This is a genomic window from Proteiniphilum acetatigenes DSM 18083, from assembly GCF_000380985.1.
In the GTDB taxonomy this organism is placed as follows: domain Bacteria; phylum Bacteroidota; class Bacteroidia; order Bacteroidales; family Dysgonomonadaceae; genus Proteiniphilum; species Proteiniphilum acetatigenes.
Genome location: NZ_KB905718.1, coordinates 1 through 16,077, shown reverse-complemented (window position 1 = coordinate 16,077; position 16,077 = coordinate 1). Strand labels below are relative to the sequence as shown.

Here is a 16,077-nt window from a genome sequence, read left to right as displayed (position 1 = left end):
TCCTTGTCCTGAGAGTGTGACAGCCAAAAAGGGATCACATTTTCAAATAATTCCGTTTTATATTGCGAAGCTAATATGTTAAAATTGTTCATTTCACCATTTTGTGTCATAATTTAATTCTACTTTAATCCGGTATAAGACGATTGTTTTTAAAATATATCCGCAAATTAAAATTAATAAATTCATATATACAAGCATAAAAGTAAAATAATTTATTATATAATGGAGTATTAGTGAAGTTTAACTAATCTGCAAGATGAAGTTATTTAGAATTTAAGTTAAAATGACGGATTTGTTATTAATACGAATCAGTATTTAAAAATTAAAATAAATGGATGCGATGGTAATTTTCCTATAAAATTAAAGCCATAATCCTATTTATATTTAATCAACTATTTATATACCGTTTTATCCCTTCTTTAATAGCATTCCATTGATTGTTGTTAATCACATGGGAAATTTCAAATACCATTATGCCATCTGTATTTTTCAGACATAAATGTACAGCATCGGATACAGCTGAAGCCTTGTCCCCATAAGCATAAGTACCGATAGAGCCGTATACATGACAATCTTCCATTGTATAATTGGAGTAGGTTGTCGCAAAATTTTCTACAGACCATTCAGAATTGGGATTTTCGGATTTCCAGACATATTCAGCGTAAGCTCCCAACGAAAAAACATCTATTTGGTCGGCAAAACCGGTCTTACTGTATGTTTCGGTATATATGCCGCTACCGGTAGGCTTATAATCTTTGCTTGCCCAGTTTTGACCAACGCTGTAACGTGAATTCCAATGAGCAGATGCCCATAGATGAAGTTCCATCCCGGGGTTGATCAATTTCACTTTCGAGCGGATATTTGTGATGAGATTGGTTATTGTCATGGAACGGAATTCGATCCACTGGCTATAGAGTGGTCCAATACCCCCGGTACTGGTGATAATATCATTTTTATTTGTAACTGCTAATCCGCTATAGGCCTCGAATGCATCAATAGTAGCATCGCTAAATCCATAATTTCCTCCATACCAGCGGCAATAGTCTAAACAGAGACCTTTCAAGTCAGGGTATTTTGTCACAATTTCTTCAATAATTGAAATTATAAATGATTGAACTTCCGGCAGGCTTGGATTCAACATGGCTGCATCAACATTGGTTTGATCACGTATATCTACAAGATTATCCGGGTTATTATCCGGCATTTCGACCTGTGTTTTGCCATTCCACCTATCACTATCATAAATCAGCCCCTCTTTGGTTTTTGTATACCCAAATCCCATGACCGAAAGACTTGCAATTACCTTCATGTCCAGGCGTTCAGCCTCTTCAATCCAAAAAGCGAGATAATCCCAGTCACGGTCGACAGTTTCATTATCCCATTTAGTCAGTTGTGGCAAAATATCGCTGTCATATAATGCATAACCAATACCTGGTTTCACATCAACATACACTTCATTGAATCCGGTCTCCTTCATCTTTTCCATATAAGATGTGATGTTTTCCTTATTGGCAAACCGGCTAAAATTAGCATGGGCATCTATCCACATCTGAATTGGTTTAGTGGCTTCAGCAGGTTTTTCGATATCTGTTGGAATTTTATCTTCTTTTTTATCTCTGCTATTTTTATAATCGTTGTTGGAACATGAGGAAAAAAAGCTGAATGTAAAAAGAAATATAAATAAAAGTTGTCTCATATTTTAATTTCGTATGTCTTGAATTTTTTTAATAAATTGCGATTGCATTAGTAATCGTCCGTTGACTACCATCACTGGGTTTAATAGTTTCCAACCCGTTAATCAACATGCATGAGGAGCCTCCTCCATCTAAGTTTATTGCTTCGATACAACCTATCCCGAGGAGAATATCAGACACTTCTTTCAATGTTAATCCGGGTGTATTGGGTGTTTTGTTTCTTCCCTCACACACGAATAACACAAGATGTCCCGACGGGTGATATCCGATTGCTGAGCGGGGATGATTGGCCGTCGGTCCTACTCCGCTTTGGATATCGAACATTTCCGCTTCCCACAGGTTCTTGTATTCGCCGTTCGTAATAAGCAACGGCCCGGCTCCTATGGCATGTTGAGGTTTCCACTCTTTTGCTCCTTCGGGAAAATCGGATGAAGGGATAGGTTGCGGTTGTTCTCCTGCCTTGTTCGGAGAAGGATTGGGATAGGTATAGAGGGTGTTGCCGGATTCGTATACCCAATAGGCACCGAACGTATTATCGGGATTTGTGCCGAAAGCTCCCTGCGTGGGATAATATTCTGTGCTTGTACCATTATAATCCCTGTAAACCGTTTGTTGTGCTCCGGAAATGATTTGTCCGTCCCTGACCATCAACCCGAGCGAAGTCCCGCTCCAGAAATAACCTCCGTTTAATACTATGCCGGGTCGGGAATTATTCTCATAGAACTGCTTCGGGGTTTGATAACCGGTTTTCTCCCCTAATACTCTGAACCGGCCTTTTTCTTCACTGATATCCGCTACGGCAATGTACGCTTGAACCTGCTTCCCGGAAATACTTTTTATGTATTTATATACGGAGAGATAATCAGGTAACGTGCCGAAATCGTTCCTTTTCTCCCACTCGTCGGATGGTGGTTCAAAAGACAGGGAAGCAAAATGAACCAGTATGCGGTATGTCAGGATCTCATTGCCTTTTTGTATTTTGAAAGAAGCCTCTTCCGTCAGATTGTATGTCGAGATGGTGTTTGATGGTTCGATCATCTTAACACTTTCAGCCGGTGTTATACTGATCTCTGTTTCCGAGATATCCGTTCCCATAGGAAACTGAATGGTTACAGTCCGCATGAAATTGTCGGTTTTTACATCCAATGCCTCCGGGCGTTTTACTTCCACTGAGGTGACATACCTGAAATCGAAATCAGTTTGTGCTGTTTTCTCTCCACATCCGCTCCATGCGAATAGGAAAGTGATGAATAATAAATTATATATCAAATTCTTTTTCATCTTGTTTCATAAGTGAAAATTGACCTGTTTTACGGAATAACTTCGCTTTCACGCAAACCTTTTTCTACATACTCCCACATATTTTTGTTGATAATATGCACAATATCGAAGATCATTACTCCGTCCGATTTATGGAGATTCATTTTAATGGATTCTGTTAATCCTTCGGGGTTATCGTAGAACTGGTCGGCAAGGATTCCGCCAATGAATTTGTTTTCCCCCATAACCGTACGAAGATTTTCACAAGATCCTTCCACGCAATACCATAAGCTGCTTTGAGCCTGCATATCGGTTTCGTTTCTTACTTCAGGATTGTTTTTAAGATATTCTTCCCTGGTTATTGTCGTATAATAGTTTCCTACCGTAAACAAATCAATTAATTCCGCATAGCCGGTATTTTTATAAGTAGGACCTGCCCAGTCGTATTCTTTCGAAGGATCGTAGTGTTTGCTTGCAAAGTTTACTCCAACTTCGAAGTACGTAGGGTACCAGGCGCCGGTATAGTCTCCGAAAGAAAGATCAGGATTCACGGATTTGATCCTGTCACGGGCTTTGACGATAAAATCATGGATCACCTGGGTGCGCCATTCTACCCATTGCACGAAATATTGCCCCCTTTCGGGATACAGATTTCCCTGCGGATCTTTTTTCCATACATAGATATCGTCGGGAAACTTGTTGAGTTTTTTTCCTAGATACTCTTCAAACTTATAACGGGACAAATCAGAGAAGTCTGCGGTAAATCCGTCGTAACGCACCCTGTCAAGAATGATCCCGTCCAGTTCGGGATACTTTTGCGCCACTTCTTCAAAAATACCGAGGATATATTCCTGAAACTCCTCATTGGCAGGGTTCACCATAGCCGAATATTTTTGTTTTTCTTCCGTGATGGGAATAAATGTCCTTTCTTCGGAAGGAGGGTACACAACAGAAGCCCACTCAGTCTTTCCCTGTTCATAAATAATGCCTCTGTCCACATAATTATGTCCGGCAACAAAGGTATTCATGGATGCCTGTACCAGCATATTCAACTTATGTGCTTTCTCTATAAAATAGCCCAAATAATCGAATTTATAAGTAATCGGTTGCCCATTCCATTCCGTCAGTTTAGGTGCATATTCACTGTCATAAAGTACATGACCGGAAATTGGACGGATATCCACTACTACATCCGTAAATCCCAGATCACTTAACTTTTGCAGATAATGGTCTATAGTGTCTTTGTTATTGAACCGGTGTATATTTGCCGTAGCGTCAATCCACATTAATTTGGGAAGCTGGTCTGGCGCTTCAAAAGATTCATTCTTTTGTTTCTTATGACAGGAACAAAAGAGAACAATGACCATCGTAATGAAAAGTGTGATTTTTTTTATCATTTTTTGTTTTGCTTAAAAGTAATTTATTTATCTGTTGCCAATGCCCTGTCGATATCTTTTTTAATATTATCTCCCCTGAACCGTCCATTCACTATCTGTTCCCTAAAGTGCTTTGGTTATCGGATGTGAATTCCAGGATACACGCATCTTTCGGAGATAATTGTATCGTGAGATTTATCTTTCCATTGTGATATTTCCCGATTTTTTCTTTCCCGTTCTCCTTTATAAGGAAAATTTCCCCGGTTGGTTGCAATCCGTAGGTTTTCGTATCAAACCGGAGTTTTACCGGAAAGGTGTGGTCAAGGATACTCGCCATTGCGATACCGAGCATATGGTCATCCGATTTCCATGCGGCAGTATATATTGTTGAGAAGCTGCCCTGTAATTCTGTTACCCGTTCCGCTTCTCTGCCGGCATAAATAGATAACCTGGAAATTTTCAGTTCTTTCTCCGGAACTTTTATTTCCGGCGCCCGGACAAATTCCCCATAAAGTAAATATTTCAATCCTTGTGATCGTACTTTTGCCAGTTTCATCAGATAATCGATCTCCTCTTTGCGGTCGGTTGCCAAAAAGTCCTTGTAATTAGCGATCATCGGCTGTATTCCCCAAACAAAGGACCTTGCCTGTTCCATCAGGAATTGTTCGTTAAAACTTTCATTGAGTAATTGCAATGTATCAGACGGTGCAGATTCCTTTGGCCATAAATCGTCATACGGAGGCGAGAGCAAAGAGGAATAACTGCCGTATGAAACTGCGTATGGATGATAAACCGTCTGAAATAATGGAATAGTTTGCCATCCCTCAACACCTGCATATCTTTCTTTACTAACCTGAAGCGTAAGGAACAGATCCAGATAAGGCAGCCAGCATTCGCTGACTCCTTCACCCGAAAGAGCAATTTTGTCTGTTGAACGTGACGAAGAACGTATTTGCCGGGTAACTTCTCCAGACCCTTTCACCCAATAATTTCCCCCACCCAACGGATGTCCATGGGAAGGATCGTAACACAGATAACCCAGGCATGCCTGATCCATATAGATTCCTCCGACATGATAGTCATTGATGGCCTTTCCTGCCAATGATGCATATTTATCCCTCCAGAAAGAAGAGCCCATGCACATTGTTGTTAAAGCTTTTCCTGAGAAAATATTATACACATGCGTTATGGTTTTCCCGTCAGTTTCTTTCACCGCATGTTGGAAAGCATTTTCTTTTTCCCAGCTTTCCGTAGCATTTCCCCACTGGATCTGATTCATATAAACCAGCGTCTTTATTCCCTGTTCTTCTGCTTTTGTTATCTGATTTTTAAACAAGGTCTCTCCATCGCGGGGAGGGAAATATTCGGGAAATCCTTCGTCATAAGGACAACCATGCCACCAATGCCATAATACGTTTACCGGCAGGCCTAGCCGTTTTTTTAGTTCCTCTGCCGGAGGCAGTACTCCCTGTACTTTGCCGCGATTCCATATCCATAAAGCTGTTTCTTCTACCCATGAAGGAACCAGCCCGTTTTTCAAACGGCTTTCCCTGGCCCACTTTTGTTGAACAGCCCATTCCCGGTAATACTCTGCGGCTGTAATCCAATCTCCTTTAAATGTACTTATTATCGCATCGTAATCTGGAGAATAGGTGTCTGACGATGTGTCATATTCGGGAAAATTGTCTATCTGAAAAGACAAATATCCCTGCGGATCCAGTCCAACGCCGAAATTTTTGCGATAAGCCGAACTGTCGTTGCAGGATAGATAAAGACCGGTTTTACCGGGATTGTAAAGTGCCAGCAGTTGCATGGACAAATGTCCGGGATAGGCCCATCCAAAATAATTCCTGTTATTTTTCCGCATATATTTTCGTGGTTCTTTCAATAAAGATCCCATCCAATCGGCTACAATTAGATGCTCCGCTTCCATTTCCTTTAATCCGTTGATCTTTGGAAAAACCACTTTCTCTATTTGTCTCTCCCCTATACCTCTAAGATAAATCTTCCATTTGGAAACAGGTTCATTCTTATTCAGCCGCACAGAGACTACAACCTCAAAATCGGGGTTATCAATTTCACGGAAATCCGACCATATCATTTGCAGATATCGGGTATTCACTTTTTCTATTCTAAACCGAGATGCCGAAAATATATCCAACGGAATCATTTCCGAAGGTGTTTGCAGTTGGATCTGCCACAGCGAGTTTTTCGTGTTGGTTTCTGTAAGTAGAGGTGAGTTTTCCGCTATATCGTCAAACTGACGAAGTGTTCCGTCCTTTGAATTGAAACCCAATAACAGGTGTTCATTTTTTATATAAACGATCTCCCCATGATCTTCAAATGACCATGCATGCACCAGGGTACAATAAGAAATAAACAATATAACGGCAAAATATCGTATAACTTGCATAATGACACGTTTTTGATATCCTTGACTGTCAATCGCTGCAATTTACCTGTAAAACATAGGAAACAATTCACGAATATCCTGATCGTCAACAGTACGGCCGAATTCACAAATTTCAAAAGCTTCGATTGTTTTCACCTTTTTTGTGTTGTCTCTATACCATTTTTCAACAACAGGTTTATCTTTCTCTTTTATCTCCCCGCGCTTCAGCACATATTGCCTGAGGATATATTCTATTTTTCCTTCCTCTGTTTCAGGAATAACATCGTTATTACGATTAATCCAGGGCAACCATTCATACATCTGGGACACATGTGCATCGATCACATACGCTTTTTCCCGGATAACGGGTGTGATATCTACTACAATATCGGGTTGCAATTTCTGAGGATTAATATAACGACCCCTTGTATATAGAAACAGAGGGCTTTGCTCTACTGCCGGGACTTCCGGTAGTATCTTCGGGACATTTACCAGGAAAGCGGCATCCTGTACCAATAAGGAGGTATGCCGGTGATCGGGATGATAATCATAAGGAGGATGCGTAATCACAATATCAGCGTCCCATTCACGGATCAGCCGGATTACTTCCATGCGATTCTTTAATGTTGATTCTAATTCTCCGTCTTCATTATTCAGGATCTCATATTCACAGTTCATCCGTCTCTTTACTTCCTGTACTTCATTGTATCTGCGGATAGCAATTTCATTTTTTGTTCCTTTATGATGTCCTTTATTCCCATTCGTGAGGGAAACGTATTTTATTTTATAACCCATCCGGGAAAGAAGGATACAGGTGCCTCCGCTTGTCAGTTCCGCATCGTCGGGGTGAGCACAGATCACGATCACTCTTTTTCCTTTGTTTTCCCTGTCTCCTGCTTTCCCAAATACGGTATTGGGAACTATAGTAAGACCGGTAGCAATTATAGCCGTAGTCTTTAAAAACTGCCTGCGTGAATAGGTTGTCATTAAATATATAGATAAAAAAATAAAAAGAATATATCAATGTCCAGCAAGAGAATTAAAAACACCGGAAGAAGAAAGTATTTTCCTTCTTCCGGTAATGTAAAGCCATTTATTCTAATTCAACATTCCAGATCATAACTCCACCATTCGTACAGAGGAATGCTACGATACAGGAATTTCCATCGGGTGCAACGCGAAGTTTCACTTCTCCGGTAGCATTACCGTTTGCACCAAGTGCAGGATCAAGCGGGAAATTCAGCCAATCATTCCATACACGTGTATGTATCAGGCTGGTAATGTCTTTTATACTTGCAGGATCTTTCATCATTGCTCTTACTGTGAAGATTTCCCTCATCCAGTTATCGCCATTTTGTTCGATAAGGAAGATATATCTTGCCCCGTTCATATCGGCATAGTCAAAAGCGTGTCCACCGCCCAGCCATTGATGAAACACATCCTGGATATGATGTTCCGATTTGTATATGGGGGTATTTGTTACTCCATCCATATAGGTGATTGCAACCTGAGCCTGACTATTCACAAAGCGATTGATAAAGTAATTGGTGTTTTCCCCGAATTCCACGGGGACAACTTTTGCCTGAACTCCCATGGTATAATCGATGTCAAAATCGATTCTCCTGGGTGTTTCCGAAACCACTTCTCCATCTTTCACTTCCCATCGCAGGATTGTATTATTGTTAGATACAGCAAGATATACGAAAGCATGTTTTGTTAAATCGCCTCTGACGTATATCTTTCTACCAATTTGAGCGCCCGGCATATTTTCGAGTACATATTTGAAGAGAAGTTCAGGCTCGGCAGTTACTCCTCTCCACCAGAACATGTGAATTTCCTGTCCCACTGAGACAGCGGCATTGCACGATGCAATATTGCCTGCATCATCAGTAGTCATATGGAGCGGCATTTTAAATCCCAGGTCTTGCCAATCTATACTTTCCCAGGACATATCCCCGGCTTTAGTCCCGTCTGTTATATTGAAATAAGAGAATCCCGCCCTGTCATGAACTACTATATAATTTCCGCTTATACCGATAGCTCCGTTATTATGAGGGGTAAATCCCAACTCGGATCCCGTTTTTCTCCACAATTCCTGTGTGCCGATTGCCGAAGGAATGACTTCAAGATTAATGGTATATGTCCTTTTTGCTCCATCAGCACCGATAACACTAATAGTTACCGGTTGGGAAAAATCCATATATTCTCCGAGTGGAACAGGTGATTCTACAGTTGCATTATTAGGAATACTGACCGACATGCGTATTTTAGTAAGATCTGTCGTGCGAGCTCCATCCACCTCCAGAAAAATTTCGTTATTTTCATCGGGTATTACTGCAAAATCGGTATTGTTTCCGTCAGGCATCATGATACGAATACCCGTTATTTCATTTCCCGGCGTGGGAACAAGCTCCTCTGCCGCTTCACAGGAGAGCATCAGTATCAATCCCAAAAGACCGGCTATTTTATATAAATTCTTCATGATCGTTTTCATTTTTAGTTACCACTTATCTATCTGTTTACATTCCGGATTATTTTGAATTTCGGATAATGGAATGGGGAATTGATAGTAACGTTCTTCAAAGAAGCGATTTTGCCCGTCGCAATCCACTATTTCATATGTGAACGTATCATCGGCATTTTTTGTGATTTTCATTCCATGCATCCGTTTTCCGCCTAATATGTCAAGGGCAGTTCTCCATCTCCTTAGATCCCAATAGCGTTGCCCTTCAAATGCCAATTCAATTTTACGCTCTTCCCGGATAATCTGTCTCAGGTTTGCTTGGTTTGTCTCGGTAATATCGGGTAATTTAGCTCTTCTGCGTACCTTATTTAATGGATTCAATGCTTCATTTGATTTGCCTGATTCATTCAGTGCCTCTGCCTGATTCAATAATACTTCAGCGTAACGGACTTCCGACCACGCTGTTGTTCCTCTTCTGGTCATGTCGGTGATCTGTTCGTCCAATAGTTTACGGATGTAATAACCGGTAGTAGTTGTATTCGGATGATTTTCCGTTCCAAATTCTTTGAATCCATCTTTGCCTCCTACAAAGGTTTCTATTGTCCGCCCTTTCCAGGGAGCGCCATTGTATAGAACCGATGCATAAAAACGGGGCTCCCTGTTCTGGTACGGATTGGCTGCATGCTCCGGATTATTCCAGTCGAATTTACTACCGTCCGCCATGTAATAAGAATCTATCATTTCCTGCGTAGGCACAGCCAGACATTTTACATCCGTATTTTCAGGGTCGAAATCTCCACTGGGACTATATAACTTGTCAAATTGGATCGAATGAGTGAGTTGTCCATGGAATCTGTATCCCAGTACCGTTTCTTTGAACAAATCGGGTTGCTTGAACACATCAGCGTACTCAGGCAACAAATCGTAAAGTGTTCCCTCTTTGTCAATAACTTTCTGAGCGGCCTCCGCAGCTTTATCCCAACGTCGGGCATAAAGCATTGCTCTTGATTTAAATCCATATACCGCACCTTGGGTTAAACGGCCAAAGTTGTCTTTGTCCCACTCTTCCGGTAAATTCTCTGCAGCAAAATCCAAATCTTTCTCGATAAAATCCCAACATTCACTCTCCGCACTCCGCGCCTTGAATGCCTCGTTCGGTCCGTCGATATTATCACGAATAACAATACTTCCATGGTTCCTGACAAGCATAAAGTGCAAATAAGCCCTGAAGAACCGTGCCTGAGCCTCCATCAAAGTAACTACGTTCTCATCATATTTTGCATATGTCTTGAGTCCATACAGAAATTCATTGATGCGTCGAATTCTGTTGTATTCATAATTATAATCACTTAATATATTGCTTGAAGGACTGATGGTGCCTGTATAAACCACTTTATTAACGTCTCCACCGGCACCCCCCATTACATTGGCTCCATAGCGAAGGATATCGGAGAATCCGTCATGCATGCTTACATCTGCATATTTTTGCCCATAAGGGCCATATTCATAAATAGGTTTATAAAATCCGTTTATATATAAGTAGGTGTTCTCCACTGATTTCCATGCATCCATTTCGGTATATCTTTCACGTGGTTCCGGCTCTAAAAAATCGGAACAACCGGTAAATACCAGTACAAGCGTAATGAGTGTTATTATTTTTAATCTTTTCATTGTTCTTATTTATTAAAATGTAAGACTGATACCAAATTCATACGTCCGCTGTTGCGGGTAATATCCATTCGTAATCTCAGGCATTTCAGGATCTATATTATATTTAGTCAATTCAGACCATGTAAAAAGATTTCCGCCGGTAAGCATAAACCGGATGTTATCGATACCCATACCACGGATATAGTTATTCCTTAATGTATATCCCAACTGAACGTTTTTCAAACGCAGGTAGCTGCCATTGCGGATCCACCAGTCGGAAGCCCAGCCGTTGGCATTTCCCATTTCTGGTGCAATTGTTGACAAACGGGTAAATTCTGCATTCGGGTTTTCGGGAGTCCAACTGTTTTCGATCAGGAAATAGGGGGAATTCCCGTTGCCAAAGAACGGACGGGTAAATATGGTGGCGTCAACATTTCCATTGCCATATACTCCGCTTAAAAAGACATCGGTAATGGCTGCGCCTTGAAAGAACAGGGAGAGATCAAAGTTTTTCCATGCTGCTCCTATATTGAGGCCATACATAAGTTCCGGCAAATTACTGTTACCGATGAATGTATAGTCTTGAGCCTGGTCAATTTTTCCGTCACCGTTCAGGTCCATATACCGGATATCTCCCGGGCGGAGCTGATCTTTACTTAGATGGCCCAAAGTAGGACTATTGATTATTTCTTCTACGGATTGATAAAGACCTCCGGTGATGAATCCCATTTTTTCTCCCATCTTCCGTCCCGTACGTTTCTGGTAATCCGGAGTATTTGGGCTTTCATTCATTTTTAGTATCTTATTGCGTGACCAGCCTACATTCCCTCTTACATTGTATTGGAACCCGTTGATATTGTTTTGGTGTGTTAATATCAACTCAAAACCCCTGTTACTGACTTTTCCCCCGTTAATAGTACTCGGATGGTTTCCTCCCAGGGATGGGGGATAGATCGCACTACTTGAAATCAAAATATCGTTGGTTAATTTGTAGAAATAATCAAATTCCATCCCGAAGATACCCTTCTTTAGCATTAATTCGAAGCCGACATTATAGGTGGCTGTCTTTTCCCAGGTAATATCCCGGTTGACGTTTCCAGCCGTGTAAATGGAGATGTACTCCGTATCTCCTATATATAATGTCGGTGGATTTGGATTCATCAAATTCAAATACTGAAAATCGTTAATGCGGTCGTTGCCTAATAATCCGGCAGATGTCCTTAATTTTAAGTTCTCAATTTTATCTCTGAAAGGAGAAAAGAAAGACTCTTCAGATATTCTCCAGCCTAATGATGCCGCGGGAAAGAATCCCCATCTGTTTTCCGGCGGGAACCGGACTGAACCATCATAACGGGCAACCAGTTCTGCCAGATACTTACCGTCATAACTATAATTGACACGTCCTACGTAACCGGCACGGTTGAATATATAGCTGCCACCCCTGACTCCGTCGGCTTTCCTTCCCAATAAAATATCTTTGGCCAGATTTATTTCGTGCAATGTTGTTAAATCAAATCCTTGCACGGTGACCCCTATATTCTCGGTTTCGTATGAAGACTGTTCATATAGCAATAAGGCGGAAATATCGTGTTTGCCAAATGTTGCCCCGTAATTTATAGAGGGTTGTACCGTTAGTCGTTGTGCTTGTGAACTATTATTTGACAATACAGGTTCTTTCGGGTCACCATGGTTGGCTTCTACTATTTCGTACTGTTCGGTCCTGACGTTGTAACTATTCATGAAAAATTGCTCACGCCAGGATTTTGAGGTTGTATAATCTTTGTCGTATGACGTTTTCAGTTTCAGGTTTAAACCCTCCACCCAAGGTACATCCCATTCTAATGTCAGTGAGGATAGTAATACATTCAGAACGGAATTGTTATACCCGGTCTGGCTGTTATATGCCATGGGATTGAATTTGGCTGATTCACTGATATTGGCTGCTACAGGTAATCCTTCGTACTCCGTGGGAGTGATAGGCAACATTCTCTGTGCTAAACTGATGGGGTTATTCCATTCCTGATTGCCTACAGAATAATATCCTCTTTTGCGCACCTCCTGACGGGCGCCTAAGTCGAGCCCTACTTTAAAGCCGTGATTAAGTTTGACATCTATATTTGAACGAAGATTATATCTTTTGAAGGAGAATTTATCAAGAATACCATCCTGATCATAATAACCCAGGGAAACGAAGTAGTTTGCGGTTTCGTTACCTCCGTTTACCGAAATATTATGGTGGGTAGTAAGGGCGCCGTCTTTCATCAAGGCTTTAAACCAATCGGTATTTGCATATTTTCCTTCCGGATCACCATTTAAAACTTTGTCATACACGGCTTCGGTGAAAAGAGGCTCTCTCCCATCCATTTCTAATGCTTTATTGTACCATTTGATGAAATCCGGCCCGTCGAGAAATTTAGGATAGTTGGTATTCTGATTGTACTGTACTTTTCCTGTATAGGTTATTTGCGGTTTTTGTGTGCTTCCTCTTTTCGTTCTTATCAGAATAACACCGCCTGCCCCTTGCATACCATACACGGCAGCTGAAGAAGCATCCTTCAGGATAGTGATACTTTCAATTTCATTCGGATCCAAATTATTGAATGATCGTTGTACGTCGTCCACAATAATCATCGGTGCGGAATTTCCCAATGTTGAGATGCCACGAATAAGTAGATTAGAGCCATCTCCCCCGGGTTGTCCCGATTTTTGTGTGGCAACTAACCCTGGTAATTTCCCGGCCAATGTACTTGTAAGGTCGCCGGAAGGAGCACGTACAATGTCGTTGGCCTCGATTTGTGCTACCGAACCGGTTACGTGTATCTTTTTTTGTGTGCCATAACCCACAACCACTACTTCATCCAATAATTCCGTATCTTCAGACATAATTACGTTTATATACGTCTGTCCGTTTAAAGAAACGTCCTGAGTCCTAAAACCTACATACGAGAATTCAAGCACTGCGTTCCCATTTGTGACGCTGATATTAAACTCTCCGTTCATATCGGTAGTAGTACCTTGTCCGGTACCTTTTACCACCACATTCACTCCAATTAAGCTTTCGCCTTTTGAATCTTTCACAGTACCTCTGATATTGCTTTGTGCATATGTGTGTGCGCTGCAAATCAGAAATATGAAACAACTCAAAATGAACGCTGTTCCTTTTACTTTTCTTCCATGGAAGAGTGATTTCATTTTTTTCATTGAACTTGGTTTAATTTTAATTTAACAATCCATCTGTTTAGTTTTTTTATTTTTTTAATAATCCTCTCTCAAAAAGTTGGAGATTCTATTACTATATTAATAGTAATTAATTGCGTTTTCATATGATTGAAACTATTTGTTTTCATACGATAATATTTATTTTAACCTTAGAGTCATATGGACCTAAAACGATTAGCTAATTTAACGTTGCGGATTAGTAATGATCAATCGGTATATCATCCCTACTCGTCTCGACTGACTGGTCGGGATCATTAAATCGACTTACACTTTCCTTTCATATTAAATTATTTGTTTGATAATTAATGTTTTTGTCTTCTTATTATAATATCGGTTAATCTATTATATAACTCAGAATCTGTGGAATCTTTCGACTGTGATAGTTGGAAAAAAGCATCGCCCCCTTGATAATAAGCGACTTTTAAAGAATCAAATACTCCATATTTGGTGAATACATCCAAATAGTCATTTAACCGATATCCCCATCCATTCTTAGCCAAAACTCTTTCGTCAAATTCAACTTCCATATTCATGGAGTTGATTTTAGCTCTTTTGCACGCGTCTTCGAGTTGTGAATAAGGCACTTTTTCATTAAAAAAATAATTGGGTTGATAATAAACCTGATTGAATCCCAGCGTTTTCCATTCCTGATAACCATCGGAATTAAAATAAGGGATCCAGTAAAAATCGTAACCTTTTTTATAAATGAAATTCGCTATATATTTAGCGAGATCCCGGCTGTTGGTCGCTTCTTCTGCCAACCAGTAAAATCCTACTAATTCTACGTATTTGAAATTTGCTTTTTTGAAAAGCTGTTCGGCGTATTCTATATACCATTCGCATGCAGCTAACCGATCCTTACGATTGGAAAAATCCATTTTCTTATTGTCTAATTCTCCCCAATCTTTCTGATTGGGTATGGGTTCAGGTATACTCAATATCACTTTTCTTTTCTCAAATTTACCTGATACGGCATGGCTTTTTACAACATCTTCTATCTGGGCATTCAGAGCATGGATAGCATTGTTTTCGGCAAAATAATTTTCTAAAAGGTTTTTCCATTCAATTTTTCGAGCGGCTTGTTTTTCATAACCGGATGCGAATCCCCGTCCTTTTCCGTCTTTTATTTCCAAAAACAGGAACCCATCGAATAATAGTTTGTGCTCACCCTCTTTTACCGAAAAAACGTATGGCGAAAAATGATTCTTATCCCATTTTATATTCCGATGAGATCCTCCGTCATAGATCAAAACCAAATCATTTGGAACAGTTTTATAATGTTTGAAATTGCCCGGTTCAAAATCTTCTTTAAAAATAATATCTTCGCCGGTTTTATTATAGCTATTTGAACAGACGATCATAGATGTTATGATTACCAGAATTAGAAAAATGTATGGAACTATCCTATAAAATGTTCTCATTGTTCTTATTGTTTTTATACCTTATATTCCTTCTACCCTGTTCTTAACTCTCTGCTAAAAGACGACTGGTTTTGTTTTTTAAATCCAGTTCAACCTTGTTTGCTGCCTCCAGTATCTTCCAGCAATGATACAACCCTCTTGGCACATGGAAGCAGCCTTTCCATTTGCCTCCTTTCAGATCGAGCAGTACTTCCCCACGACGATTCAGGTAACCCCACCATTCGGGGTATTCCGGATCTTTGAAATGCCCCCAGGTGTAATCGTGTACTTTTTCGAACCATTGGAGAGACTTTTCAGAACCGGTCAGTTGATACCCTTTCAGCAACGATATCAATGTTTCCACATGCACCCACCACAGTTTCTGGTCCCATTCCAACTCCTGTAGTGGAACCCCTTTTCTGTCCATAAAGTAAAAAATACCGCCATACTCTTTGTCCCATCCATATTCTACGGTCTTCAAGGTGGTTTCTACTGCTTTCTCAATTAGTTCGGGCCGGTTAAGCCGCACTCCCAGGTCCATGATAAACCACATGGCTTCTATGCCGTGCCCCGGATTGATCAAACGTCCGTTAAAAGAGTCTGACAGGGATCCATCCTGTTT

Annotated in this window: 10 protein-coding genes; all 10 read right to left on the bottom strand. The window is 40.6% G+C overall.

Annotated elements, in window-relative coordinates; genetic code table 11:
* Window positions 1-388: 388 nt before the first annotated feature.
* Complete coding sequence (locus F597_RS0119565; protein WP_019541445.1) at window positions 389-1,696, bottom strand: family 10 glycosylhydrolase; 1,308 nt, start codon at window positions 1,694-1,696, stop codon at window positions 389-391.
* Between the two features lie 28 nt (window positions 1,697-1,724).
* Window positions 1,725-2,975 (bottom strand): phosphodiester glycosidase family protein, encoded by a 1,251-nt coding sequence (locus F597_RS21345; protein WP_019541444.1) that lies wholly within the window; start codon window positions 2,973-2,975, stop codon window positions 1,725-1,727.
* 29 nt (window positions 2,976-3,004) lie between these two features.
* Window positions 3,005-4,351: an alpha amylase family protein gene (locus tag F597_RS0119555; protein WP_019541443.1), complete on the bottom strand. Its 1,347-nt coding sequence runs from the start codon at window positions 4,349-4,351 to the stop codon at window positions 3,005-3,007.
* A 91-nt stretch (window positions 4,352-4,442) separates the two neighbouring features.
* Entirely contained in the window at window positions 4,443-6,743 is a 2,301-nt protein-coding gene (locus F597_RS0119550) for a DUF6259 domain-containing protein (protein ID WP_019541442.1), read from the bottom strand.
* Window positions 6,744-6,785: 42 nt separating this feature from the next.
* Entirely contained in the window at window positions 6,786-7,709 is a 924-nt protein-coding gene (locus F597_RS0119545; RefSeq protein ID WP_019541441.1) for a PIG-L deacetylase family protein, read from the bottom strand.
* 106 nt (window positions 7,710-7,815) lie between these two features.
* Window positions 7,816-9,204: a DUF5018 domain-containing protein gene (locus tag F597_RS0119540; protein ID WP_019541440.1), complete on the bottom strand. Its 1,389-nt coding sequence runs from the start codon at window positions 9,202-9,204 to the stop codon at window positions 7,816-7,818.
* Between the two features lie 18 nt (window positions 9,205-9,222).
* Window positions 9,223-10,857, bottom strand: a complete 1,635-nt coding sequence (locus F597_RS0119535; protein WP_019541439.1) for a RagB/SusD family nutrient uptake outer membrane protein — start codon at window positions 10,855-10,857, stop codon at window positions 9,223-9,225.
* 12 nt (window positions 10,858-10,869) lie between these two features.
* Entirely contained in the window at window positions 10,870-14,037 is a 3,168-nt protein-coding gene (locus F597_RS0119530) for a SusC/RagA family TonB-linked outer membrane protein (protein WP_157279259.1), read from the bottom strand.
* A gap of 320 nt (window positions 14,038-14,357) precedes the next feature.
* Window positions 14,358-15,416, bottom strand: coding sequence for a DUF4855 domain-containing protein (locus tag F597_RS0119525; protein WP_019541437.1), 1,059 nt, complete (start codon window positions 15,414-15,416; stop codon window positions 14,358-14,360).
* Between the two features lie 103 nt (window positions 15,417-15,519).
* Window positions 15,520-16,077: AGE family epimerase/isomerase (locus F597_RS21340; RefSeq protein WP_019541436.1), on the bottom strand; the 558-nt coding region annotated here is incomplete at its 5' end.

Excerpts from the sequence above, each read along its gene's own strand:
- F597_RS0119565 (WP_019541445.1), bottom strand. The coding sequence starts at position 1,696 with ATGAGACAACTTTTATTTATATTTCTTTTTACATTCAGCTTTTTTTCC.
- F597_RS21345 (WP_019541444.1), bottom strand. The coding sequence starts at position 2,975 with ATGAAAAAGAATTTGATATATAATTTATTATTCATCACTTTCCTATTC.
- F597_RS0119555 (WP_019541443.1), bottom strand. The coding sequence starts at position 4,351 with ATGATAAAAAAAATCACACTTTTCATTACGATGGTCATTGTTCTCTTT.
- F597_RS0119550 (WP_019541442.1), bottom strand. The coding sequence starts at position 6,743 with ATGCAAGTTATACGATATTTTGCCGTTATATTGTTTATTTCTTATTGT.
- F597_RS0119545 (WP_019541441.1), bottom strand. The coding sequence starts at position 7,709 with ATGACAACCTATTCACGCAGGCAGTTTTTAAAGACTACGGCTATAATT.
- F597_RS0119540 (WP_019541440.1), bottom strand. The coding sequence starts at position 9,204 with ATGAAGAATTTATATAAAATAGCCGGTCTTTTGGGATTGATACTGATG.
- F597_RS0119535 (WP_019541439.1), bottom strand. The coding sequence starts at position 10,857 with ATGAAAAGATTAAAAATAATAACACTCATTACGCTTGTACTGGTATTT.
- F597_RS0119530 (WP_157279259.1), bottom strand. The coding sequence starts at position 14,037 with ATGAAAAAAATGAAATCACTCTTCCATGGAAGAAAAGTAAAAGGAACA.
- F597_RS0119525 (WP_019541437.1), bottom strand. The coding sequence starts at position 15,416 with ATGATCGTCTGTTCAAATAGCTATAATAAAACCGGCGAAGATATTATT.